Below are 341 nucleotides of genomic sequence, written 5' to 3'. Positions count from 1 at the left end.
TATCCTTACTGATTCAGGTGGTTTTCAGGTATTTAGCCTAGGCGATATCCGTAAGATCACTGAAAAGGGCGTTCACTTCCGTAACCCAGTTAACGGCGACAAGATCTTCATGGATGCAGAGAAGTCTATGGAAATTCAAAAAGATCTTGGCTCTGATGTGGTCATGATCTTTGATGAGTGTACTCCTTACCCGGCGACGCATAACGAAGCTAAGAAATCGATGGAGATGTCTCTTCGTTGGGCTCAGCGCTCGCGCGATCACTTTGATAAGCTAGAAAACCCTAATTCTCTATTCGGAATTGTGCAGGGTGGTGTTTATGAAGACCTGCGTGATGTTTCAG

1 protein-coding gene is annotated in these 341 nt (G+C 45.2%); it reads left to right on the top strand.

Features of this window, described 5'->3' with window-relative positions; translation table 11 throughout:
- Window positions 1-341 (top strand): tRNA-guanine transglycosylase (locus AB4585_RS25015; protein WP_372171452.1); only part of this gene is annotated, 341 nt, incomplete at both ends.

The organism is Vibrio sp. 10N.222.49.C9, from assembly GCF_041474985.1.
GTDB lineage: Bacteria > Pseudomonadota > Gammaproteobacteria > Enterobacterales > Vibrionaceae > Vibrio > Vibrio crassostreae_C.
The sequence above is the reverse complement of the archived record's forward strand: the minus strand, read 5'-3'. Positions and strand labels throughout refer to the sequence as shown.